A 24,276-nucleotide genomic window follows, 5' to 3' on the forward strand; every position below is an offset into this window, starting at 1 on the left:
ATAAAGAAGGCATAAAGCTAAGATTAAACAGTGAAAGATTCACCGCAACCACATTCACCTTTTTTATTTGGGTTGTTAAATTCGAAGCCTTCATTCAGGCCATTTTTAACATAATCCATCTCTAAACCTTCGAGATAAACTAGGCTTTTTGGGTCTGTAAAAACTTTAACGCCAAACTGTTCAAAGACTTGGTCATGTTCATTTGTTTCATCAACAAACTCAAGAACATAAGCCAAACCTGAACAGCCTGAAGTTTTCACGCCAACGCGAATGCCTTCACCTTTACCACGATTTTTTAGGTAATTGCTAATATGAGCAGCCGCATTTTCAGTTAAGTGGATCATGAAAACTCCGTGATATCTATTTCAAAAACTTAGAAAATTAAGCTTTTGTTTTTTTGCTACGGTAGTCTTCTACAGCAGCTTTAATGGCATCTTCAGCAAGTACAGAACAGTGTACTTTTACTGGTGGTAGTGCAAGTTCAGTTGCGATGTCGATGTTTTTGATCGCTTGAGCTTCATCTAAGGTTTTGCCTTTTAGCCATTCAGTTACTAAAGAGCTAGATGCAATTGCAGAACCACAACCATAAGTTTTGAAACGTGCTTCTTCAATCACGCCGTTATCATCAACTTGAATTTGTAGACGCATAACGTCGCCACATGCTGGAGCACCAACCATGCCAGTACCAACATTTTCAGCGTTTTTGTCTAAAACACCAACATTACGAGGGTTTTCGTAATGATCAATTACTTTTTCGCTATAAGCCATGATGCTTCTCCAAACCTCGGGGTCAGCCTTTAAGATTTAATATGGGGGTGAAATAACATTAATCAATGAGATAGCCTTTAATTAAAAGCTATCTCACGAGGGTGAATCAGTGTTCAGCCCATTCAACAGTAGAAAGGTCGATACCTTCTTTGTACATATCCCAAAGTGGAGAAAGCTCACGCAATTTCTCAACAGCAGCGATAGTTACTTGTAACACGTGATCAATATCTTCTTCAGTTGTGTATTTACCAAAGCTGAAGCGGATAGAGCTGTGTGCTAATTCGTCTGAAAGACCTAAAGCACGTAGAACGTATGAAGGTTCTAATGTTGCTGAAGTACATGCTGAACCAGAAGATACAGCTGCGTCTTTCAATGACATCATTAACGATTCACCTTCAACAAAGTTGAAGCTTACGTTTAGATAGTTTGCTACGTTGTGTTCTGGATGACCGTTTAAGAACACTTGTTCTAAACCTTGTAAGCCATTCCAAAGCTTGTCACGAAGTACGCGTAGGCGAGTTTGTTCTGCTTGCAAGTTTTTGCCAGCAAGTTCAAATGCTTCACCCATACCCACGATTTGGTGAGTCGCTAGAGTACCAGAACGCATACCACGTTCATGACCGCCACCATGCATTTGTGCTTTTACGCGTACACGTGGTGAACGACGTACAAATAAAGCACCAATACCTTTAGGGCCATAAATTTTGTGCGCAGAGAAACTCATCAAGTCCACTTTTAAAGTTGAAAGATCAATTTCGACTTTACCTGCTGCTTGAGCAGCATCAACGTGGAAGTAAGTTTTATTTGCGCGAGTTAATTCACCAATTGCAGCAACGTCAGTCACAGTACCAATTTCGTTGTTTACCATCATAAGTGAAACAAGAATTGTATCTGGGCGAAGTGCGGCTTGAACCATTTCAGGTGTAATTAGACCTGTTTTTGCTTCTGGTTCAAGGTAAGTGATTTCAAAGCCTTCTTCTTCAAGCTCACGGCATGTATCTAAAATTGCTTTATGTTCAATTTTAGAGGTAATGATATGTTTGCCTTTAGATGCATAGAATTGAGCAACACCTTTAAGTGCAAGGTTGTCAGACTCAGTTGCACCAGAAGTCCATACGATTTCACGTGGATCAGCTTTAACAAGATTTGCAACTTGTTCACGTGCGTATTCAACTTTTTCTTCTGCTTGCCAGCCGTAAGCGTGCGAGCGAGAAGCAGCATTACCGAAAGTGCCATCAAATGTTAGGCACTCCATCATACGTTCAGCAACTTGAGGGTCTACAGGAGTTGTTGCTGCATAATCAAGATAAATAGGACGTTTCATGTCAAATACCTGTAACCGATAGAAGAGCTGAATCAAAGTTTGAAGAATTTTGGCGAATGGCAACGGTTTGTACGTTGTCACGAGCTACAAGGTCTGCAAGTGTGATTTTTGCGAGATAATCGGCAATGTGGTGGGAGAGTTCTTGCCATAAGTCGTGAGTTAAGCACATTGCACCATTTTGACAGTTGCCTTTATGGTCACAACGTGTTGCATCAACAGTTTCGTTTACAGCTTCAATGATTTCTAAAACTGTGATTTCTTCAGCACTACGAGCTAGGTGATAACCGCCGTTTGCACCGCGAATACTAGAAACTAAGCCGTGGCGTTTTAATTTCGCAAATAGCTGCTCTAAATATGCAACTGAAATTGTCTGGCGAGCCGCAATTTCTGCAAGAGTGATCGTTTGTTCAGTTGGCTGCAAAGCTAGATCAAGTAGAGCAGTCACTGCGTAACGACCGCGAGTTGTTAAGCGCATGATTCGATACACATGTTTAGACTAGATGTGTAGATTTTAAGAATCCTGACTAAAATAGTCAAGTTTTTTTAAGTACAGTTGAATGGTTTTATTTTTACTGCAAAATTATGCAGTTAAGCAGGCCAAACATTATACACTAGTAACACGATTAATAGAACAGTAATGATTGTAAAGATTAAATTAATCCGCTTTTGACGACGCTCAATACGTTTAATTCGATTTTTATATTGTTTTACTTCAACTTGTAATGTGTTGATTTTAGATCGTTGTTGATCAATTTTTTCTAAAAGCGGTGCGATACGCTTTTTAGACGCAGTAATATCTTGGTCATTTGGTGCTTCAGAAAGCCAGTGTTTCCAATCTGAAAGTAGTTTTGGTAGGCTAAATAATGAAAGCAAATCACGAAATTCGTCTTTTAATACGATATCGCCATCAATGCGCATCCCTTTAATGCTACGACGATTACCAAAAATAAAAATTTTGATTAAATCCATGAGGGTGGTGCGGACATCAAGATCAACAGCTTTTTCAGGTGCTTTTTCATCAAACAAAATACCATGGTCTGAAAATTGCACATAAAAATCAAAGTAAGGAATGTAACTGTTGATTTTAATCGCAATTTTTTGGTCTATAAACTTTTTAGCTTGAAGTGCCACAACGCGGTCATGTTTTAAAATAAAAGAGAAAACTGTTTCTAAAACAATTAGAGTCATTGTGAGGAGCAGATGAGTTTGATCTTTTCTCTGTTGCGCATCACTCATAAATAATCAATCCTTACCTGAAGAAAGCATCCTGCTTGTTAAATCTTTCAGGTGTAACAAAAACACGTGAATTAAGTTGCTTTGTAGAACAGTTTAGCAAATCTATCAAGTACTAAGTTTGTTAATATGGTATGAAATTGCAATTTGCTGTATACAATTGCATATAAAATAGCTAGGAGCGTCCTGATAGATGGATCAAATAAATATAGAAGAAGAAAAGCACGACGAGCAAGCTGAGCAAAATAGTGTTGAGACTAAGCGAACGAGGCATTCTAGCCGTAAATCAGTACTCGATTTTCGTAAGTATACCAAGCAAATTTGGCTCGCTGGTTTAGGTGCTTTTTCACGTGCTGAGGAAGAGGGAAATAAGTTATTTGACTCTTTAGTCAAGGTGGGGGAAGAGCTAGAATCTAAAACCACTGAAATTGCTGACCAAACCGTAGAGAAAGTTTCAGAGAAAGCCAAAGAGTCCGTAACAGATACAAAAGATAAAGTTGAAAAACTGCTCGACAATAGCGTTAATCACTCTTTAAACCGACTCGGCTTAATTACTCCAAAGGATTTACAGCATTTAGAAAAGCTTCTTTTACAATTACATGCAAAAGTTGATGCTTTGGCAGAAGAGCAGGCTCAAATAAAAGATCAATTAAAGAAAAAATAAGAGTACGATCCACATTATTTATTTATCAAGGATTTTTTCTCTCTTATTTTGCAAAAAAAGAGGATCAGAAGTATTGCCTTTACCCCCAAAGCATTGCTATAAAGGCGCTATGGCGAAATAAACTATTTTCTGGACCTTAAATAAACGATATTAAGAGGACGTAATTTTCATGAATAAATCAGAATTAATTGATGCAATTGCAGAAAAAGGGGGATTATCTAAGGCTGACGCAGGTAAAGCTTTGGATGCGACAATTGCTTCGATCACTGAAGCGCTAAAAGCTGGCGATACAGTAACTTTAGTTGGTTTCGGTACTTTCAATGTGAAAGAGCGTGCAGCACGTACTGGCCGTAACCCACAAACTGGTGCAACTTTAGAAATTAAAGCAAGCAAAGTACCAAGCTTTAAAGCTGGTAAAGGCTTGAAAGATTCAGTAGCGTAAGTTACTAATCTACTAAACGCGCCTCTTTGGCGCGTTTTTTTATGGATAAATGTGATTTATTCGCTCAACACATTCATTCAACTTTGGTTTTCAGTTAGAATCAGTCGCAAATAAAATATTGGATTACTTATGGAATCTTTTCGCAAAGTCATCAAGGGCTGGCTAGGCAAAGTTTTGCTCGTTTTGTTTTTAACCCCTTTAGCATTGGTTGGTATTGAGGGTTATTTTAGTGGCGGGTCAAAAGATGCTGTGAAATCCGTAAATGGAACAGACATTTCGCAAAAAGAATTAGAAAATGTCACGAAATCATTTAAAGATCAGTATTTAGCGTACGTAAATGGTGATGAAACTCTTTTAAATTTAGATTTCATCAACAATAAAGCGATGGATACACTGATTTCACGCCAGTTACTATTACAACAAGCTGAAAAATTGGGTATTAGCTTAAGTGATCAGCAATTAATCCAAATGATTCATCAACAGCCAAGTTTCCAAGAAAATGGTGTGTTTTCGGATGAGATGTTTGCTAAATATTTGGCTTCTATTGGTATGACGAATCGTCAATTTTTAGACAATTTACGTCAAGATCATGCACTTAAAATGCTATCGACGACTTTTACTGATAATCCATTGGTCAGTAAGGTTGATATCCAACAAATTGCAAATTTACAAACTGAACAGCGCAACATTCAGTTGGCGAGCATTCATTTAGATGAATACAAAAAAGCAGTTAAAGTGACTGATGCTGAAATTGCAGCTTATTTTGAAAAACATAAAGCTCAGTTTAAACAGCCAACTTCTGCTGATGTTGATTTTGTTGTTTTGAGCCCTGCTAATTTACCAGCAGTAAATACAGCGCCAAGTGAAGCTGAATTACAGCAAGCGTATAATGATTATGCTGAAAAACTGAAAAAAGATGCTCAGCCAATTGTGAAGCATATTTTGATTACAGCAGGTGATCGTACAGATGCTGAAGCAAAAGCTTTGGCTGTATCTGTAGCTGACAAAATTAAAGCAGGTTTAAGCTTTGATAAAGCGGCAGCACAGTTCTCGGAAGATCCTGCGTCTAAAGCACAAGGCGGTAAGCTTGCTGTATATAGTAAGGGCGCTTATGGTGATACCTTTGATCAAACTGTTGCAACTGCAAAAGTAGGTCAAGTTTCTGCACCTGTAAAAACGAAATTTGGTTATCACTTAATTGAAGTTGAAGGTGCGGTTGCAAGTGTACCTGCATTTGAAACACAAAAAGCACGTTTAGCAGAAGAATTACTTGTTGCTAAAAAAGCCAATGCTTTTGCTGATACGGTCAATACGTTAAATGACCAAGTGGTAAGTAGTGATGCACTTGATGTGATTTCGCAAGACGTTAAAGGCGTATCAGTTCAAACTGTTAAAGGTTTAACTTTAGCTTCGCGTCATCCGGTTTTAAGCGAAAATGCGACAAAATCTAAAATCTTTAATGATGATGTGAAAAACGGTGATCGTAACGTTTCGAGTAGCATTCAGTTAAGTAATGGCGATGTTGTTTGGTTGAAAGTACGTGATTATCATCAAGCTGGTGAGCAGTCTTTAAATGCTGTTAAGCCTTTGGTTAAAGCTAAACTGATTGAACAAAAAGCGTATGATGCTGTAAAAGCTAAAATTCAAACTGTATTAAATGAATTCAAAACAAAACCAGTAGCAGATGTTGTTAAAACAGGTTTGAGCTTTGAAAATGCAGGCACATTTACACGTGCAGATGGTCTACTAAAACGTGACTTGCAGCGCGCCGCATTTAGTGTGGCTGCGCCAAAAGCAGGTTTTTGGTCTGTAACGACAGCTAGTATGCCAAATGAATTGGTGGTGGTTGCGGTAACAAATGTGAATAAAAATGTGAGTGCAATTCCAGCTGAACAAGTGGCAGAGCTACAGAAGTTGTATCAACAACTTCGCGGTCAGCAAGAGTTTGATGATTACACTCGTTATTTGAAGGCACATGCCAAAATTAAATAAAATGTGATCAGCTTCATGTAAAAAACTAGCCTAAGGGCTGGTTTTTTTATTTATATTTCAAAGTTTTATAAAATGCATGTTAGTCTGCTGATGCGTAAAAAATTGCATTTATAAATACTGAATATATTTGGGGGAATAGAAAATGAAAATAAATAAGTTCAATCTGATTGAGCCAGCACAATTCAATTTGATTGATTTATTTGCATTGTATAAAAACTTCCTGAGCGCATTGCAAATACAATTAACTCCAACAACGCCAGAAATAATTGAAAGCCAAGCCTATTTGGTTGGGACTGCAGATCCTTATGCAACCGTCGTGCTTGTGGCAACTGATGTAGAATATCGTGTTCGGGCAGATGCGCATGGCAACTGGAATATCGAAAACCCAATGATCAATGGGGGCAGTTTAACGCTTTATGCTGTAAATTCATTTGGCTTGCGCTCAGAAGAGATTAGCATTGCTGTGATTCCAGCACCTGAAATTGTAACGGCACCTGCTGTGCCTGTAATTTTGGAGCAAGGCGCGTATTTAAGTGGGACTGCAGATGCAAATGTAACGATTGTGATTCATGCTGAGGGTGTGGAGTATCGTATACCAACTGATGCGGATGGCCATTGGAGCATTGAAAATCCAATTATCAATGGTGGCAGTTTAATGCTCTATGCTGAAAGTGACAGCGGGCTTCAATCTGAGCAGATTGGTCTGGCAATTTTAATGCCTGAAATACCGCAAATGCCAGAAATTCCTCAGGTAATGGTAAATGGCGATATTTTATCGGGTACAGCATCTGCCCAGCATAAAGTGATTGTAATTGTAAATGCGCAAGAGTACGTAACATATAGTGATGCATCTGGCCAGTGGGCTATGGATAATCCCATCAAACACGGTGGTTTTGCTTCAATTGTGACTGAAAATGAGCAGGGTGTACGTTCAGCTGAAATTCAAGTTGCAAAATTGGCTTTTTTTGAAAATGAAACCGAAGTGCAAATCACCGACATTTTACTTTTAGCAGAAAACGCTAACAGTAGTGAAGCACCCACATATTCAGATGATGTTGCGACAAGCGTAGATTTATCGGCACTTTTAACAGCCCATCAAGAGGATGTGCTTTATGCGGATCATGCAGTAGCGTCGAGCTCCGTACACTCTCAAAGTATTCCGTTGCATACTGCAACGACGTCAACTTTACTTGATGACGGACTCCAACAAAACAATTGGATTGGCTAGTAAAATGTGACTAAACCAGCTTTTGAGCTGGTTTTTTTTATGGCTGATTTTGGTCGGATAGCGACTTTTGGGCAAATGCTTTTTTATAGAGGATACGAATAAATCAAATATAGAAGAAAACGTGGAAAATATTGAAATGGAGATCAAGGCTATGAAGGCTTATTTGAGTGCTTTGCTGCTGTTTTTCATCAGTGGTTTATTGAATGCAGCTGAAATTAATTTTCAAAATATTTTACAGCAAGAACGCGTTTGGGTAGGACTAGAAAGTAAAACGCTAAAAGTGGGTGAGGTTGAATGGCGCTATAGTGAAGGCGGGAGTCGTTCTAAGCCAACCTTATTATTGTTACATGGACTGTCTGGTACACGAGATAATTGGAATCGTGTCGCACGTTATTTTACACCTTATTATCATGTGATTATTCCAGACTTACCAGCACATGGTGAAACCAAAACGCCAGAAAATTTTGATTTATCCATTCCAAACTTAACTGAAAAGTTGCGTCGTTTTGCAGATGTAGCACAATTTGACCCAAACTTGCATCTTGCTGGCCATTCAATGGGAGGTGCTATTGCAATGTTATATGCGACTCAATACCCAACAGAAGTGAAATCATTGCTTTTGGTGGATGCGGCAGGCGTGTATAGATCAGCCAATACGGCCTATCTTAAAAACCCAGAACAATTAAGAAATATTGTGGTAGAAAAGCCTGGTGATTTTGATCGATTGATGAACATTGCCATGCAAGCGCCTCCGTTTATTCCACAAGAGTTAAAGGTGGCGCAAGAAAAGCTTATGATTGCGCAGTCTAAAAATACCCATAAAATGGTTTCGACTTTGGTGGAAATGTCAAAACTCTATACGCCAGAATCTTTTGCGATGGCGACGCGAATGATTGATGCGCCCGTGATGATTATTTGGGGGCGAAATGATCAAGTAATTAATGTTGAGGTTGCACAGGAGTTACATGGCTTATTTAAAAAGAGTGAAGCACCTTTAATTTTAAATGGAGTGGGTCACATGCCGATCTTAGAGGCAGAGCAATTGGTGGCGCAGCCGTATTTGAAGTTTTTAAACACAGTTAAATAGCCTAAGCTAATTTGGATCTGTTGAAGTTCAGTATTTAAATAGGGTGCACATAGCAAATAAAAAAGCAGGATACGATCCTGCTTTTTTATAACGAATTACGCTTTTATTATTCGGCACGCACTTTGAGTTCATAACCTGTATATTTGCGAATATTAATTACACCTGTATCCATAATCAGGTATTGGCCTTTAATGCCGTGCAATTTGCCACGGACAATAGGGGTTTTATCTAGATTATGAGACTTCACTTTTTCAGGATATTGCTCAACAGGGTAGATAAACTGGCGTGGTTTTTCATTTTCTAAAACTTCAATTCCTTCATTGAATTCAAGTTTTTGACTAAACTCATCGCGAATGATTTGAATTTTAGGCGCAAATTCTTCGAGTAATTGTTCACGAATACCAATTAAATCAATTGGATCAGCTTCGCCCTTAAGGAGTTTACGCCAATCTGTTTTGTCGGCGACTTGCGTACCAAACATAATTTCAAGTTGGCCAGATAAGCGACGTGATCCCACTTTCATAATTGGGAGTGCTTGGGTTGCACCTTGGTCTAGCCAACGCGTTGGCATTTGGCCCAAACGTGTAATACCTACTTTAAGCGCGCTTGAATTGGCCAAATAGACGATATGGGGTTGAAAGCAGACGTCGTGCGCAAAGCTGTCTTCACGGCAAGTTCCTAGATGGTAATGGCATGTTTCTGGTTTCATAATACACATGTCACAAGACGCTTTGGTTTTAAAGCATTTAAAGCAATGACCTTGTGAATAGGACTTTGGTGTTTTTGAACCGCAAGAAACACAATAGATTTTACCTGTCCATTCGAGTTCAATTTCTTGACCCACATTGAATGGAAGCTCAATATCTGAACGATCTAATATGAATTTGTATTCAACATTTGCCTTGTGTATATGTTGATCAGTTACACTAAGGTCTTTAAGGCCTGCATGCATTTTATGGCAAATGCCTTGTAGTTCCATACAAAATACTCACTTTAAACTAAGGATGCAGTAAATGGCTGAACAGAATGTCATCACTTCAATGCTAGACGATTTATCCACCGAACAGCCCATTTCAACTGCATTATGTATTGGTCAGAATATTGAGCAATACGGTCATGATCATTTAATTTCTTGGCAATATTTTAACGTAACTGACTTTTTAAGTCTGCCTTTTACCCAACGTTTTGACTTGGGATTTGTCTTGCTCGATACAGAAGAATGGCTGGGTGTAAGTGAAACGCAAAAAAGCCAAATTTTAGTCAAACTACGCGATTTAATGGCAAAGCGGATTGTGGTGGTCAGTCGTTTACAAGATGAAAAAATGCTTCGCGCTTTGGGTTTTACGCAATTAATTGACAAGACCACTCATGAAAGTGATTTTGCGTTATGGCAGTTTAATATTTTGACCTATAAGCATGTACCAGATTGGTTTAATTCAAAATTTTGGGCAAACCCAGAAAACTGGAATAAGTTCCGTTGGTAAAATTATGACTCTGTTAGTAGGCTAAATAAAATTAACAAAGATCAACAATGTATGAAATAAAAGCGTCGTATGCTGTAGTGATAATTTTATTTGGACTATAAACATGACAAATTTAAGTAATATCGTGGAAATTCTAGCAAAGCAGGCATTAGGCGGGGCAAATAATCAACAGGATACAAACTCAGGCGTAGGTGGCTTGGGAGGTATTTTAGGATCTGTGCTCGGTCAATTGGGTGGTGCAACTAATCAGCAAAGCAATGCGCAAGGCGGGCTTGGAGGTATTCTTGGATCTGTCTTAGATCAATTAGGTGCAGGTCAACAGTCAACTGCAGGTGTGGGTGGTTCTAAGGCATCATCTTTATTAATTGCGGTATTGCCATTGGTACTTGCATGGATTCAAAAGCAAGGTGGCTTGCAAGGTGCTTTGGATAAACTCAGAGGGCAAGGCTTTAGCAGTCAAGTTGATGATTGGGTATCTACGGGCGAAGGTGATAACTTGGCTGTTAATCCACAGCAAGTTCAAAGTCTTTTTGATGACCAAGAAGTTGAGCAAGTTGCACAAGAAACTCAAATGCCAAAGCAAGATGTTTATAGTGCAATTTCTTCGGTATTACCGCAAATTATAGATGCTTTAACACCACAAGGTGAACAAACCAGTAAAACTGAGGCAAATGCCGACATTCAGCAAGTATTGGGCTTGGTCTCAGGCTTTCTTAAAAAATAAATAATTGTTTTGATCGTATTTTAGCTGCCCTTACGGATGGATGCTGTAGGGGCTTTTGATGCTAAATGATTGAAGACGAAGTATTCAGCCTTATGCATCAAGATCGAGTTTAAAAAGCTGATTCGCTTCGCAGATTTTTTTGGCTACGTAATGCGATCTTTTTAAACGGATCAGAATAATTTGCGATTGAAATTCGAGTTCGCCAAATTCAGGTTCAACTTGTACATAGTGGAGTTGACCAAATTCATCGCGTACGCGAGCTTGTGCTGAAAAACCTGGGCGGGCACTGCCACTGGAGATTGTTGCAAGGCGACCAAGTAGATTTACATTTGGGCGTTGATATTTACTTGGAATGACTTGATCCAAGCAATGAATCATAAAAACAGTAAAAAAGATGGCAATAATCAGCGCTGGTAGGGCCAAATAATACCAAGGGAAAAATTCTAGCTCTTGTGCATATATACACAATTGTAAAAAATATCCAGCAAGACTGAAGTTCATGAGTAAAAAGAACATAATCAGCATTTTAGAGAACTTAACATTCAAAATAGGTAAGTCATCGAGCTGTTTAGGGGATATTTTTTTGAGCAACATGCTAGGTCGAAGATTGAGATAGAAACCAATGGTTTCGGCCACACCAAGCAAAACCACAGCAATAAGACTTAAATGAAAGGGAATTAAGTCAATTTCTGTGAATAAGTTTGGCATGGCAAGACCTTTAGGTTTTATTCTTCGTTAAGATAGATTCCGCCATCAGAATGCACGTTAATATCTACTTTTTCAAGTGCTTGACCTTGGCACGGGCCAGATACACATTCACCAGTTTCAACTAAAAATAGAGCACCGTGTGTTGAGCATTCAATCATTTCTTGATCACGATCTAAGAATTGATTTTCCAAAAACTCAAGCTCTACTTGTAAATGTGGACAGAGATTTTGGTAGGCAAAAAAACCACCATCACGTTGTGTAATAAAAATAGTATCGCCATTTGGAAGCTCAAAAGAACGCGCTTCGCGCTCAGGCACATCCTCAGTCATGCAAATTTTATACATTAAGCACATTCCTTTTGAAAGCTATTTAATAGTGTTGCATAAGCATCATTGGCAAGACGTGGGCCAAATTGAGCAACAACTTCACTTGAGATTAAGATCGCAAGTTCGGCAGCAGTTTGAATATTAAAGTCAGCATTTAAAGCATATAAGAATGCGCCTGCAAAAGCATCACCAGCGCCATTGGTATCAACCGCATTAACTTTGCGACCTGCAACACTAAACGTTTCGCCAGCGTGGTGAATACGTGCACCTTGTGCGCCCATTGTAATGACAATGTCCTTACTTAATGCTTTAAGTGCCTCTAATGCTGCATCAATGCTCTCAGTACGCGTATACATTAAGGCTTCTTGCTCATTGCAGAGTAATAAGTCTACGCCGTTGCCTACAAGCTCATCGAGACCTTCACGTGCGTATTGAACCATTGCTGGATCAGACAATGTAAGGGCAATTTTCACATGATTGGCTTGTGCAATTTCACGTGCTTGTTTTACTGCTTTGCGTGCAGTTTCGCTAGTTGATAAATAGCCTTCTAGGTACAACCATTTCGCAGTGGTTAAAGGGCTGAAGTCAATTTGAGCTTCAGAAAGTTCAGCTGTGATACCGAGGTAAGTGTGCATTGTACGTTCGCTATCTTCACTGACGAGTACCATGCATGTACCTGTTGTGCCTTCACTGATTGATTTTTCAGTAGTAGCAATGCCTGCTTCATTGAGGCCTTTAAGATAAATTGAGCCTAAATCGTCATTGCCTACGCGGCAACCATAAAATGCAGAACCACCTAATGCGCTAAATGCAACTGTTGTGTTGGCTGCAGAACCACCAGAAGCTTGACCTTTATAGTCTTGGCTTGCTTGTAGGTTTTGGAAAAGCGTTGCTTGAGTTTGACCATCTGTAAGTTGCATGGTGCCTTTTTGCAAGTTTTGTTCAAGAAGGAAGTGATCAGAAACTTTAAATTCCTGGTCAATTAACGCATTACCAATTGCAAAAAGATCAACAGTTGCCATGTCTTTCGGTCACATCAAAAAAATGAAAACCTAAGTTTACACGAATGCTCAGGATTGCTGTAGTTTGTTGAATAAAATTCATTTTATGGGTTTTGGTTGAAAATTAGACAAAAACAGCGCATTTATAGGTTTTTTTAACGATTTATATTTTATTTGTAGTGCTTTGCTATTGATCAATTGTGATTTTTTTATTTTGATAGGTGCATTGGGTCATGCCATTCGTTTCGGGTGGTATGAATGATAAAAAACGATGAATTATAAGTGTGAGTATATGGAAATTAGTATTCGACAAGCCGATGGTTTGCCAGCGCAAATCGAGCAATTAGCAGCATTGGCACGACAAGAAGGCTATCAATTTATTTACAAACTTATAGAGGAATTCCAAAGCGGAAAAAATCGTTTTGATCAATCAGGTGAATTTTTACTCCTTGCGTATGATCAAGACCAGCTGATTGGTTGTGGTGGTTTAAACCAACAATGGGGAGACGCTGGTGTAGAAGACCGTATAGGTCGTGTACGACGTTTTTATGTGCATCCAAAGTATCGTCAATATGGCGTAGGTAAGGCGCTGTTGCAACATTTGGAAAAGCAAGCTAAGCCATTTTATTCAGCACTTTGCCTGAATACTGAGCAAAAGGGTGCTGCTGGCTTTTATCAAAAGCACAATTATGTGTTTGTCGAAAGTCATCCAAACTACAATTATTTTAAATATCTGATCGCATAATATCTGTTGGATGAATAAAAACCCTATCTAAATAGGGTTTTTTTATGAGTTATTATTTTATTATTCATCGTATTAGCCTCATGTGATTACCAAATAAGATTTAACTTTGAGTGTCATCTGCTGTCACTTTCTTTTAATCTGTTTTTAAGTTCTGCACCTAACAATAAACTTATGTTCTGTAGATGAAGCATCTAAACATGATTGCGACAAATGACACAGCGTATTCAAAAGAATTGCTTTCGAAAGTTCCACAAATTACAGCGTTGTTTTGGCTCACAAAAATCTTTGCGACAACCTTTGGCGAAACTGCGGGTGATGCGGTTTCAATGTCAATGAATTTAGGATATTTGGTCAGTACCTTTATCTTTGCTGCTATTTTTATTGCATTGGTGATTGCACAAATTCGGGCCAAAACCTATCAACCATTTTTGTATTGGGCGACCATTATTGCCAGTACTACTGTCGGTACGACTTTGGCTGATTTTGTCGATCGATCTTTAGGCATTGGTTATGTCGGTGGGAGTACTTTGCTATTGAGTTTGGTGCTCATTTCACTGTTTGTGTGGCATAAAGCTGAAGGCAGTATTTCTCCACATGCGGTTAATCATCCGCGTGCAGAATTGTTTTACTGGTTAACGATTACATTTTCACAAACACTGGGTACAGCCTTAGGAGACTGGTCTGCGGATAGTGCAGGCTTGGGCTATACCGGGGGAATTATGCTCTTTAGTGGTCTGATTATTTTTATATTAGCATTGTATCGTTTTACTTCGGTGTCGCGTACGCTACTGTTTTGGGCGGCTTTTGTATTAACGCGTCCCTTGGGTGCTGTGGTTGGCGACTTCTTAGATAAACCTATCAGTTCTGGTGGATTAGATTTAAGCCGATTTGGTGCCTCAGCGGTGTTGCTCATTGCAATTATCATTTGTGTGATATGGGCCAAAGCGCAGGATAAAAAAACGGTATCAACTTTATAGCAATTGCATTTCGACTGAAGTCAGTCATTTAAATTGTTTCAGTAGATGTCCGCGTAAAGGCTTTAAATTCTCCTCAATAGGAAGCATTTGGAAAGTAGACTAATTTGCTTGGAAAATTATCAATCAATGAGTCGTATTGATGTTTTTCAGGTTATACTCAGAACACTTAAAAAATGCTTTGAATTGAGGAGACCACATGACTGTAGATGTCACTGAAACCATTTCACAAACTGTACATCCTGCGTTTCAGTTGGTACGTCAACACCATGTTGAAGCCCTAGACATTTTAGTGTCTGAATATAAACATAAAGTGACTGGCGCAGTGCATTATCATTTGGCTGCCAATCATGACGAAAACGTATTTTTGGTGGCATTTCGCACCCAGCCTATGGATTCAAAAGGCGAAGCGCATATTTTAGAGCACACAGCTTTGTGTGGTTCAGAAAAATTTCCCGTACGCGATCCGTTCTTTTTAATGATCCGCCGTTCACTCAACACATTTATGAACGCATTTACGGCAGCGGATTGGACAGCATATCCATTTGCGACACAAAACAAAAAAGATTTCCAAAACTTACTTGAAGTGTATATGGATGCTGCCTTTGCAGCGAACTTAAATCCATTAGATTTCGCTCAAGAAGGTATTCGTATTGAGTTGGAAAATGGTGGCCCTGTATATAAGGGTGTGGTATTTAATGAAATGAAAGGGGCAATGAGCTCACCTTCAGATCAGCTTTATCATCAGCTCGCACATCATTTATTCCCAGAAACAACTTACCATTACAACTCTGGTGGCGATCCGAAAGACATTCCAGATTTGAGCTATGAAGAACTGGTAAATTTCTATAAATCGCATTATCACCCAAGTAATGCCGTATTTATGACCTTTGGTAATGAGTCCGCATATAACTTACAAGAACAGTTTGAAACTCTAGCTCTGTCTAAGTTTCAGCAAGGTGAGACTTTATACTCTAAAGCAGAACGCCGTTTAACTGCACCTGTAACAGTGACTGAAAGCTATGCAGTAGATGCAGAAGATTTAAAAGACAAAACGTATCACATCATTTCATGGTTATTACCAGAAGCCAGTGATATTAAATTGCGCTTGGGTATGCGTTTGGTTGAAGGAATTTTACTTGAAGATTCAGCTTCACCTTTACGTCATTATTTAGAAACTTGTGGTTATGCACAGTCTACTGGCCCAATTATGGGTGTAGATGATTCAAACTTTGAGATGACTTTCTACTGTGGTGTACAAGGTTCAAACCCTGAGCATGCAGAAGAATTTAAAGCTGGTGTATTTAAGGTCCTTGAGCAAGTTGCTTCTGCACCTGTAGATGCGCAAATGGTTGAAGCAATTTTGCATCAAATCGAATTGCACCAACGTGAAATTAATGGTGATGGTACACCATACGGCTTAAGCTTAATTTTGAATGGTTTAGGGAGTGCTATTCATCACTCTGACCCCGTACATGTATGGGATGTAGACACGGCCATTGAACAAGTGAAAGAAGAGTTGAAAGACCCAATGTGGCTTTCAAACTTGATCAAAACGCATCTGATTGATAATCAACACCGTGTGCAAATGACTTTGGTGCCTGATGCAGAAAAATCAGCTAAAGAAGCTGAAGCAGAAAAAGCACGCTTGGCAGCGATTGGTGCGCAATTAACAGATGAACAAAAAGCGGAAATTGTAGCGCAAACTGAAGCACTTAAAGTACGCCAAGATACACCTGATGATCTGAATCTTTTACCTAAAGTAGGTTTAGAAGATGTGCCAGCAGAATTGCAAATTGTGCAAGGTCAACTGCGTGAAATTATCAGCAATGGTTTAGATACGCCGTTGAATTTGTACCATGCTGGAACCAACGGTATTTATTACCAACAAGTGTTAGTGCAAATTCCACAAGACATCGTGCAGTCACCATATTTCAACTTACTGTCAATTTTGGTAGGTGAAGTTGGTGCGGGTGAATATGACTATCTTGAGTTGCAACAGCTACAAACAGCTGTCAGCGGCGGTCTTGGCATGGGTGCATCTTTACGCTCAAAACTAGACGATAAAAACCAAATTACAGCATGGTTAACGTTGACCACAAAGTCTTTGGTTAATAATTTAGACGCGATTCGTTTATTGAAAGTAGCCTTTGAACAACTACGTTTTGATGAAAAAGACCGCATTATTGAGTTATTACAACAACGTAAAACGCGTTGGCAGTCGCGTGTTTCGGGCGCTGGTCATAGCTATGCGATGCAAGTTGCGGGCCGTAACCACAGTGCTTTAGCACTACGTGATTATAATAATACGGGTTTAGGCGCACTCAATTGGTTAACAGAGCTTACAGCGAAAATCGAACAAGATGAAACTGCGTATGATGCACTCATTGCAGAATTGCAGTTGATTCATCATCGTATCTTAAAAGCACCTAAACAGTTCTTGTTGGTTTGTGAAGAGCATCAATCTGAACGCTTGGTTGAAGAAGTTCAAACCATTTGGGATAAGTTATCTATTGAACCAAATGATCGTGAACTGACTCAAGTTAAAGCAACTGTTACAGAAAACGATGAAGCTTGGTTAATTCAAGCCAATGTTCAATTCTGTTCAGCTGCTTATCCTGCTGTAGAAGTATCACACCCAGATGCGGCACCGTTAATGGTGTTAGCTGCTTATTTACGTAATGGTTTCTTACATAGTGCGATTCGTGAAAAAGGCGGTGCTTATGGTGGTGGTGCAAGCTATGACGGCAATGCTTGTTCATTCCGTTTCTATAGCTACCGTGACCCGCGCTTAGCAGAAACATTCCAAGACTTTGATGCCAGCATTGAGTGGTTGTTAAATGCACCGCAACAAGAACATCAGCTGGAAGAAGCAATTTTAGGTTTAATTGCGAGTATGGATAAACCAGGTTCGCCAGCAGGTGAAGCGATTACAGCGTGTTATTCATTGCTTCATAAGCGCACGCCTGCATATCGTAAGTTGCTTCGTACGCGCTTACTTGCAGTGAACTTAGATGATTTGAAGCGTGTCGCTACAACATATATTCAATCGCAAAAACCAACAAAGGCCGTGGTTGCACCTGTTGCGAAACGTGACATTTTGATGGAACTTGGTTTTGATATTAAACAAGTGAACTAAATAAATAAAACAAGAAGGGAACTTTATGACGCTTCGTAACTCTATGTGTAAGTCTTTACAGTATGGTGTTGCTTTTACTGCATGCGTGGTTGTAACCGCGCATGCTGATGTACAAACAACATCTGCGCCTCTGGCAAAAGATACGCCTAACCCAGCATCTGCACAGGCCTGTGTAGCATTAGATTCAAATGTTGAGCGTTTGACTTGCTACGATACTTTGTTTAGACCATTACCCACGGTAAATGCGCCTTCATTGGTTTCGGAACGTCAAGCGGCTCAGGAAATTAAACCTGAGGCGACGGCTAAGCTTAGCTTGAAAGAAAAAGTAAATAATGCATTGTCTGAGCATTTATTTGCAGTTGAAGCGCCGAAGTTATCTCCTGATTTGTCTTTATTAGATCGACGCTGGGAGCTTTCACCTGAGAGTAAGTTAGGTACATGGAATATTCGTGCATATCAACCTGTTTATTTATTGCCAGGCTTTTGGAGTTCAGATAAAAATGAACAACCGAACAGCCCAAATCCACTCAATAAAGTAACAGCAGCTGAAGAAACACGCTTAACCTCGATGGAAGCTAAATTCCAGTTGTCATTAAAAACCAAGGCTGTTGAAAACTTGTTTGGTGACAATGGCGATGTTTGGTTGGGTTATACGCAGTCATCTCGTTGGCAAGTTTATAACGAAGACGAATCTCGTCCATTTCGTGAAACCAATTATGAGCCTGAAGCCAGTATTGTATTTCGTACCAACTATGAATTACTGGGTTTAAATTGGCGCATGTTGGGCCTGACCTTTAACCATCAATCGAATGGTCGTTCTGACCCGTGGTCACGCAGCTGGAATCGTGTGATTTTAAATCTAGGTTTTGAGCGTGATAACTTTGCGCTGATGCTCCGTCCTTGGTATAGACTTGAAGAAGATATGCCAGATGACAATAACCCAGATATTAAAAATTATGTGGGCCGTGGTGATATGACTGCGTTTTATCGCTGGAATGATCACGAGTTTAGCTTAATGCTACGTCATTCATTAAAAGGTGGTGATGATTCACATGGTGCAATGCAGTTTGATTGGTCATTTCCAATCAGTGGTAAGTTACGTGGTACCGTACAATTATTTGATGGTTATGGCGAAAGCTTAATTGATTATAACCACCGCGCGACTTATGCCGGGGTGGGTGTATCTTTGATGAATTGGTACTAAATGATTTGATAATAGCGACTTAGCTATCACTTAAAAACCACGCCGAGGCGTGGTTTTTTATATGCGTGATTGAGGTTTTGGATTATGTGAATTATCCAATCTGAATTTCGGCTTGTGGATGTTTTAAGCGACTCTTTTTAGGGGTGGCAATTAAATAGGCCAAGGTTAATGGCCCTAAACGGCCAGCAAACATCAGTAGCATCAGCACCCACAGACTCGCAGGTTGCAAATCATCAGTAATCCCACGTGATAAGCCTACCGTACAGGCTGCTGAGACAGTTTCAAATAATAAATCCAAAAAGTTTTTATTTGGCTCAAGGAGCAATAAACTAAAAAAGCCAAGAAAAATCAGCATAACTGTAATAGAAACCACGGCAAATGCTTTAAATGATGTTACTTTAGATACCGAGTGATTGAACACGCGAAGTTCATCTTGGCGCCTTAAAAAAGTAATAACGCTGAGTATCATAATAATAAAAGTGCCAACTTTAATGCCACCCGCCGTACTGAGTGAACCCCCACCAATGAACATAAGAAGCATAGTTACCAATGCAGATGCATTGCTCATGTGCTCTAACGGTAAGCTATTGAAACCAGAAGAGCGGGGCACGGTCGCGTGGAACCAGGCATTAACCGCTTGATCGCCCAAACTCATGTGTGCCAAAGTTAGCGGATTATTGGCTTCTAAACCCCACATAATCAGAAAAGCCGTGATATTTAAACCTAAAATACTGCTTAAAATAAGTTTGCTGTTGGTGCTTAAGCTACGCCATTTTTTATTGCGTTTGATGTCCATCAGGACTAAAAAACCAACCCCGCCAATGATATACAGCATACTGATCGTAAAGGTAATAATGTATTGGTCGGCAAAACTCATTAAGCTATTAGGGAAGAGGGAAAATCCCCCATTGTTAAAGGCGGAAATACTGTAAAAGGCGGCATAGAAAAATGCTTGGGCAAAGTTGTAATCATCTAGCCATGCAATCGTTAAGACAATGGTGCCAATAGCTTCAAAAAATAAGGAGTAGAGTAAGACGCCTTTAATGGTGTAACTCACCTTACGTAAACTGGTTTCTCCAATGGTGTCTTGCGCTAAAATTTGCTGTTTTAAGCCAATTTTTGGAGAAAGGCTCATAACTGCTAATATGGCAAATGTCATAAAGCCTAAGCCACCACATTGAAGTAAAAGCATAATGATGACTTTGCCAAACACAGTATAAGCTTCACCGACATTCACAACCGATAATCCAGTAATCGTAACTGCCGAAGTTGCTGTAAATAAAGCATGTAACCAGCTTAGCTCTTGATGATGCGCAAAGGGAAGCTTCAGCAATAAGGTGCCAATACAAATTAGACTGAGAAAGCCCAATGCTAATATGCTGGGCGGACTAAGATTGAGCGTCTTGCGCTTTTTATTATGTAGTTTCATTCGGTTTTAAAGTGCTTTGCGAGTCGACGTAATGGTTCGAGTAAACCTTCAACAACTAAAATATCATTGGTTTGCAAAATCATATTTGGGTCAATGCTAAATAAAATCTCTGGACCGCGTTTATGCAGTAGCGTTCGGACTTCATTTTGATCCATTAACTGGTGAAAGCGCATGCCATTTTGAGCTTCCTTAAGTTGTACTTTAACAATGTAATGATCGTCATCTAAGACCATATAGCGACTAACCATTGGATAGCTTAGAGATTGCGCTACACGTACACCCATGTCTTCTTCAGGGTGAATAATTTTAGTCACACCCAAGTGGGTTAAAATCATGTGATGTGCTTTAGATTTGGCTTTCACCCAGATCTTTTTTAGCCCCATATTTTTAAGATGGAGCACGCATAAAATACTGGCTTCAATGTCTTCACCAATTGCCACCACAGCAGCATCACAGTTTTGTATATTTAATTCCTGTAGTACATGCTCATCTGTTGCATCGGCAATAACAGCATGTGTCAGTTGTTCGGAAATACTTTCGACGTATTTTTTGTTGCTGTCTATACCAATGACATCATGATGAAGTCCAATTAATTCCGTGGCAACAGTTGCGCCAAAACTACCCAAACCAATGACTGCAAATTGCGCCATATTCAGTCCTTTTTATTACGATCATATTTATTAACGATTCACTGCTGTTTGCATGAAGCAGATTCGTCTAAGCTTGTTCTCGATATAGTATCTTTTTCTGATCTGTCCAGCTATTCAGCTTACATGCTGTAAAGAAATAAAAGCAAAATACTGGACCACTCTGTAAGGAGCGGGAGATGAGTGCAACCTTGTATGAGTTAATACGTGTGGCATTTCCAGAATTAAAGGAGCTGCCTTTACCTGATGAACCAGAACTGTTTTCAAATTTTGAAGCATGGATAAATCAGCTTTACCCGAATTTAATGCGCTTAGATGGTTTAGATGTTCAGCAAAACGGAATTGCCGAATGTCATCGGCTTCAGCAATTGCAAATCGATTTAGATGAGTTAAAAAGTCATATACAAGATGAGATGTCGACTTTTTATAATATGTACGAAAGTTCAGATTTAGAAGAAGAGTACGAGGAAGATCAATTACATGCTTATGATTTTGAGTTTACTTATAAAGTCATTTTGAGCAATATCCAAATGTTTGTTGAGCCTTATGATTTGGCTGTGCTGGCTATTGAACAAGATCAACCGTATTGGATGTTGGTTCCAGAAAATGATGAATTAATTCAAAATATTATTCATCATTTTGGATTGGTATTTAGTGCATCTGAGCCAATGCTTCGCATCGATTAAATCAAGTTCTCTTGTATTATTTCACCATGGTTGTCTTTTGATGCGATTTAAAACAATTCTGTTCAGCTATTGTCATGAATCTTTCAAATTGCATAGTTATGCTCTGAATGTGTTAATTAAATGGCGCATTGCTGGCGCAAAGGCCTGTTAATCATTTGAAATGGTCAATTGTTCGACCACGTATTTAAGTGCCTTCACGATGAATGATAAAAAAATATATAAGATTCTGCAGGAATGGTTTCCAGAATTAGACTTTAAGAAAGTGCCAAAGGAAAGCCAACGACGCGATTTTGAACATTTTAAAGCATGGATGATGACTGAGAAAAATAAGGGTTACACCCGAACTTATTTAATGGCTTTACATCCCGAACATGCTTTAGAAAGTCATATTCATCAGGCAGCTGTTTTACAAGACTTGGCACTAGACTTGGAAAAAGCCCAATTTGAAATGATGCAGGCAGTTCAACCTACGCTTTATCATTATGAAAAAAACAAAGCAAATATTGGAAAGAATTACCAAGTTCAAGAGCAAGTGATCGAGATGATATTGTCTAAAATTTATGAGCGCTTAGACGCATATAATTTTCGGATGCTACTCATTTATGCGGATCAATATTATTGGATTGCAGTTCCAGCACATGCAGAAAAACTGAATAAATTTTGTAAAAAGTTTGAAAAGCAATTTAAAGCAGAACAATTGAAAATTGAGCTATTTTCAATGTCGGATTGTTTGCAATCTACTTAGGTTTGGCACAACTTAAGATTAGATATTTATAAAATGGCTTATGCAAAATTAGATGCCAACAAAATAAAAAAGCCTGCAATCATGCAGGCTTTTTTATACAAATCGGCTTATTTTAAGAAACGTTGGTAACCCAAGTTATTGGTGATTTCAGCATACGGATAAGTAATGCTTTCTAGTGTTTCAATTAAACCGTCTGGGTTTTGTTTAGCATCAGTTGCCTCCATACCCACCAGTACGCGACCTTCAGCAGCACCGTGGTTACGGTAATGGAAAAGCGTGATGTTGTGGGTAGGGCCAAGACGTTCCAAGAAAGTCAGTAGCGCACCTGGACGTTCAGGGAATTCAACACGGAATAGGCGTTCATTTTCGATATCTGCATGACCGCCAATTAAATAACGGATATGAAGCTTAGCGACTTCATCATCAGAAAGATCATCTACATCGTATTCAAACTTTAATGTTTCATAGATGTCATGACGTTCTTTTTCTCCACCTTTTAGGCTGATACCCACAAAGACTTGCGCCGCAGAAGAATCACTTGCACGGTAGTTGAATTCTGTGATGTTACGGCCTTGCAGTGCACGACAGAATTTAAGGAAAGAACCTTTTTCTTCTGGAATGGTTACAGCAAAGATTGCTTCTTTACGTTCACCGAGTTCTGTACGTTCTGCAATATAGCGTAAGCGGTCAAAGTTCATGTTTGCACCGCAAACAATTGACACCATATTTTTATCTTCTAGGCCATGCTCAGCAACATACTTTTTAATCCCTGCAAGCGCCATTGCACCAGATGGTTCAACAATGCTACGGCATTCATCAAAGGTATCCTTAATGGCTGCACAGATTTCATCTGTATTTACCAGTACAACTTCACGCTCAACAATTGGGCCTGAGTTATCTGATTTTTGTAGCTGAATGACTTCAAATGGCTTTTCACCAATTTGCGCAACGGCAGTACCGTCGGCAAATAAACCTACAGATGGAAGAATGACACGTTCATTGGCTTCGAACGCTGCTTTTAAACATGCAGATTCATCATATTCAACAGGAATAACTTTAACATGCGGTGCTACATCACCTAAGTAAGCTGCTACACCAGCAATTAGACCGCCACCGCCTACTGCAACGAATACGTAGTCGACATCACGCCATTGGCGTAAAATTTCGTTGGCGATTGTACCTTGACCTGCCATAACGAATTCATCGTCATAAGGCGGGATAAAGCTCATGCCTTCATCTTTTGCACGCTGGATTGCATATTTGTTTGCGACGTCAAAAGAGTCACCATGCAGTACTACTTCACCGCCTAAGCGTTTAACGGCTTGAACTTTAATATCAGGTGTTGTCTTTGGCATGACAATAATGGCGCGAATACCCAACTTTTTACCAGATAATGCCACGCCTTGAGCATGGTTACCTGCAGAAGCAGTAATAACGCCACGTTCTAACTGAGATTTCGGTAATTGACTGATACGGTTGTAGGCACCGCGCAATTTGAAAGAAAAGACAGGCTGCAAGTCTTCACGTTTAAAACGGATATTATTCTTGAGCTTTTCACTAATTCGTGGCGCTGCTTCGAGTGGGGTTTCGATTGCAACGTCATAGACCGTTGCCTGTAATATTTGTCGAACCAAACGAGACAGCATGTTAATTTTCCATCTAACAGTTTAAAATAGGCGTTCATTGTAACAAACACCCGTACATTTGGGCTGTAAAATCAGCAACA

Annotated in this window: 25 protein-coding genes; 13 read left to right on the forward strand and 12 right to left on the reverse strand. The window is 39.4% G+C overall.

Translation table 11 applies throughout. The annotated features are described in order from the left end of the window. Nucleotides 1-23: 23 nt before the first annotated feature. From iscA to DYI81_RS03175, 5 genes are all read right to left on the reverse strand, one after another. Nucleotides 24-344, reverse strand: coding sequence for an iron-sulfur cluster assembly protein IscA (gene iscA / locus DYI81_RS03155; RefSeq protein ID WP_106984772.1), 321 nt, complete (start codon nt 342-344; stop codon nt 24-26). 37 nt (nt 345-381) lie between these two features. Then, complete coding sequence (gene iscU / locus DYI81_RS03160; protein ID WP_005010233.1) at nt 382-768, reverse strand: Fe-S cluster assembly scaffold IscU; 387 nt, start codon at nt 766-768, stop codon at nt 382-384. A 106-nt stretch (nt 769-874) separates the two neighbouring features. Beyond that, nucleotides 875-2,092, reverse strand: coding sequence for an IscS subfamily cysteine desulfurase (locus DYI81_RS03165; protein WP_106984771.1), 1,218 nt, complete (start codon nt 2,090-2,092; stop codon nt 875-877). A gap of 1 nt (nt 2,093) precedes the next feature. Further along, the gene (locus tag DYI81_RS03170) at nt 2,094-2,567 is read right to left on the reverse strand and encodes an Rrf2 family transcriptional regulator (RefSeq protein ID WP_106984839.1); all 474 of its coding nucleotides are present in this window, start codon (nt 2,565-2,567) and stop codon (nt 2,094-2,096) included. A gap of 113 nt (nt 2,568-2,680) precedes the next feature. Then, nucleotides 2,681-3,328 (reverse strand): hypothetical protein, encoded by a 648-nt coding sequence (locus DYI81_RS03175; RefSeq protein ID WP_117006684.1) that lies wholly within the window; start codon nt 3,326-3,328, stop codon nt 2,681-2,683. A 190-nt stretch (nt 3,329-3,518) separates the two neighbouring features. On the opposite strand from DYI81_RS03175, the gene DYI81_RS03180 reads away from it, so the two are divergent. From DYI81_RS03180 to DYI81_RS03200, 5 genes are all read left to right on the forward strand, one after another. Beyond that, nucleotides 3,519-3,989 carry a phasin family protein gene (locus DYI81_RS03180; protein WP_106984769.1) on the forward strand — a complete coding sequence of 157 codons (471 nt, stop codon included), beginning with the start codon at nt 3,519-3,521 and terminating at the stop codon, nt 3,987-3,989. A gap of 169 nt (nt 3,990-4,158) precedes the next feature. Next, nucleotides 4,159-4,431, forward strand: a complete 273-nt coding sequence (locus tag DYI81_RS03185; protein ID WP_106984768.1) for an HU family DNA-binding protein — start codon at nt 4,159-4,161, stop codon at nt 4,429-4,431. A gap of 129 nt (nt 4,432-4,560) precedes the next feature. After that, nucleotides 4,561-6,423: a SurA N-terminal domain-containing protein gene (locus DYI81_RS03190; RefSeq protein WP_117006685.1), complete on the forward strand. Its 1,863-nt coding sequence runs from the start codon at nt 4,561-4,563 to the stop codon at nt 6,421-6,423. A 142-nt stretch (nt 6,424-6,565) separates the two neighbouring features. Next, complete coding sequence (locus DYI81_RS03195; RefSeq protein WP_117006686.1) at nt 6,566-7,651, forward strand: hypothetical protein; 1,086 nt, start codon at nt 6,566-6,568, stop codon at nt 7,649-7,651. Between the two features lie 151 nt (nt 7,652-7,802). Beyond that, entirely contained in the window at nt 7,803-8,738 is a 936-nt protein-coding gene (locus tag DYI81_RS03200) for an alpha/beta hydrolase (RefSeq protein WP_240627338.1), read from the forward strand. A gap of 106 nt (nt 8,739-8,844) precedes the next feature. Here DYI81_RS03200 and DYI81_RS03205 read toward each other — a convergent pair whose 3' ends face one another. Continuing rightward, on the reverse strand, nt 8,845-9,717 hold the full coding sequence (locus DYI81_RS03205) for a DUF2797 domain-containing protein (protein WP_117006687.1): 873 nt from the start codon (nt 9,715-9,717) through the stop codon (nt 8,845-8,847). A 34-nt stretch (nt 9,718-9,751) separates the two neighbouring features. On the opposite strand from DYI81_RS03205, the gene DYI81_RS03210 reads away from it, so the two are divergent. Together DYI81_RS03210 and DYI81_RS03215 are read left to right on the forward strand one after the other, a co-directional pair. Beyond that, nucleotides 9,752-10,222: a DUF6231 family protein gene (locus DYI81_RS03210; RefSeq protein WP_106984764.1), complete on the forward strand. Its 471-nt coding sequence runs from the start codon at nt 9,752-9,754 to the stop codon at nt 10,220-10,222. A gap of 103 nt (nt 10,223-10,325) precedes the next feature. Beyond that, a complete protein-coding gene (locus tag DYI81_RS03215; protein WP_117006688.1) occupies nt 10,326-10,946 on the forward strand; it encodes a YidB family protein in 621 nt (206 codons plus the stop codon). Nucleotides 10,947-11,036: 90 nt separating this feature from the next. On the opposite strand, the gene DYI81_RS03220 is transcribed toward DYI81_RS03215, so the two are convergent. From DYI81_RS03220 to DYI81_RS03230, 3 genes are read right to left on the reverse strand one after another with little or no spacing between them, the layout of a single operon-like run. Then, on the reverse strand, nt 11,037-11,654 hold the full coding sequence (locus DYI81_RS03220) for an OB-fold-containig protein (protein WP_117006689.1): 618 nt from the start codon (nt 11,652-11,654) through the stop codon (nt 11,037-11,039). Nucleotides 11,655-11,671: 17 nt separating this feature from the next. Continuing rightward, nucleotides 11,672-11,983, reverse strand: coding sequence for a Rieske (2Fe-2S) protein (locus DYI81_RS03225; RefSeq protein WP_171356301.1), 312 nt, complete (start codon nt 11,981-11,983; stop codon nt 11,672-11,674). 14 nt (nt 11,984-11,997) lie between these two features. Continuing rightward, entirely contained in the window at nt 11,998-13,002 is a 1,005-nt protein-coding gene (locus DYI81_RS03230) for an adenosine kinase (RefSeq protein WP_117006690.1), read from the reverse strand. A 271-nt stretch (nt 13,003-13,273) separates the two neighbouring features. On the opposite strand from DYI81_RS03230, the gene DYI81_RS03235 reads away from it, so the two are divergent. The 4 genes from DYI81_RS03235 (at nt 13,274) to DYI81_RS03250 (ending at nt 19,043) form a co-directional block, all read left to right on the forward strand. Beyond that, nucleotides 13,274-13,726, forward strand: a complete 453-nt coding sequence (locus DYI81_RS03235) for a GNAT family N-acetyltransferase (RefSeq protein ID WP_106984759.1) — start codon at nt 13,274-13,276, stop codon at nt 13,724-13,726. A gap of 197 nt (nt 13,727-13,923) precedes the next feature. Continuing rightward, nucleotides 13,924-14,703, forward strand: a complete 780-nt coding sequence (locus tag DYI81_RS03240; protein WP_117006691.1) for a hypothetical protein — start codon at nt 13,924-13,926, stop codon at nt 14,701-14,703. Between the two features lie 196 nt (nt 14,704-14,899). After that, nucleotides 14,900-17,839, forward strand: a complete 2,940-nt coding sequence (locus DYI81_RS03245) for an insulinase family protein (RefSeq protein ID WP_117006692.1) — start codon at nt 14,900-14,902, stop codon at nt 17,837-17,839. Between the two features lie 43 nt (nt 17,840-17,882). After that, a complete protein-coding gene (locus tag DYI81_RS03250; RefSeq protein WP_117006761.1) occupies nt 17,883-19,043 on the forward strand; it encodes a phospholipase A in 1,161 nt (386 codons plus the stop codon). A 91-nt stretch (nt 19,044-19,134) separates the two neighbouring features. Here the strand turns inward: DYI81_RS03250 and DYI81_RS03255 are convergent, their stop codons facing one another. Together DYI81_RS03255 and DYI81_RS03260 are read right to left on the reverse strand one after the other, a co-directional pair. Next, nucleotides 19,135-20,472 carry a TrkH family potassium uptake protein gene (locus DYI81_RS03255; RefSeq protein ID WP_106984755.1) on the reverse strand — a complete coding sequence of 446 codons (1,338 nt, stop codon included), beginning with the start codon at nt 20,470-20,472 and terminating at the stop codon, nt 19,135-19,137. After that, nucleotides 20,469-21,122 (reverse strand): TrkA family potassium uptake protein, encoded by a 654-nt coding sequence (locus DYI81_RS03260; protein ID WP_106984754.1) that lies wholly within the window; start codon nt 21,120-21,122, stop codon nt 20,469-20,471. Before DYI81_RS03260 ends, DYI81_RS03255 begins: the two co-directional genes overlap by 4 nt. Nucleotides 21,123-21,298: 176 nt before the next feature. Between DYI81_RS03260 and DYI81_RS03265 the strand changes: the two genes are divergently transcribed. Both DYI81_RS03265 and DYI81_RS03270 read left to right on the forward strand, forming a co-directional pair. Beyond that, entirely contained in the window at nt 21,299-21,805 is a 507-nt protein-coding gene (locus tag DYI81_RS03265) for a hypothetical protein (protein WP_117006693.1), read from the forward strand. Between the two features lie 199 nt (nt 21,806-22,004). Then, nucleotides 22,005-22,550, forward strand: a complete 546-nt coding sequence (locus DYI81_RS03270; RefSeq protein ID WP_106984752.1) for a hypothetical protein — start codon at nt 22,005-22,007, stop codon at nt 22,548-22,550. Between the two features lie 107 nt (nt 22,551-22,657). On the opposite strand, the gene ilvA is transcribed toward DYI81_RS03270, so the two are convergent. Beyond that, the gene (gene ilvA, locus DYI81_RS03275; RefSeq protein WP_117006694.1) at nt 22,658-24,196 is read right to left on the reverse strand and encodes a threonine ammonia-lyase, biosynthetic; all 1,539 of its coding nucleotides are present in this window, start codon (nt 24,194-24,196) and stop codon (nt 22,658-22,660) included. Nucleotides 24,197-24,276: the final 80 nt, after the last annotated feature.

The sequence above is a fragment of the Acinetobacter sp. SWAC5 genome, from assembly GCF_003419885.1.
Classification (GTDB): domain Bacteria; phylum Pseudomonadota; class Gammaproteobacteria; order Pseudomonadales; family Moraxellaceae; genus Acinetobacter; species Acinetobacter cumulans.